Genomic DNA, 255 nt, shown 5'->3' with positions numbered 1-255 from the left:
TAAAAGTGTTAAAAACGTATCGGGATATATGAGCTTTATTTATGCTGATTCACTCACACATCGTATCATAGATATTGTTGAAGACCGTCGGTTAAAGTCTTTAAAAGACTATTTCTATCGCTTTTCTTTTGAAGAACGTAAACGCGTTCAAACCGTATCTATAGATATGTATCAACCATATATCGTCTTAATTCAAGAGTTGTTCCCTAATGCGAAAATCATTATTGATCGTTTTCATATCATTCAGTCTTTAAA

At 31.8% G+C, this 255-nt stretch carries 1 protein-coding gene; it reads left to right on the top strand.

All coding sequences use genetic code 11. The features are described from left to right. The coding region (locus HHH54_RS11100; protein WP_198618831.1) for a transposase at positions 1–255 on the top strand (255 nt) is incomplete at both ends.

Source organism: Staphylococcus canis (assembly GCF_016238445.1).
Lineage (GTDB): Bacteria > Bacillota > Bacilli > Staphylococcales > Staphylococcaceae > Staphylococcus > Staphylococcus canis.
The sequence above is the reverse complement of the archived record's forward strand: the minus strand, read 5'-3'. Positions and strand labels throughout refer to the sequence as shown.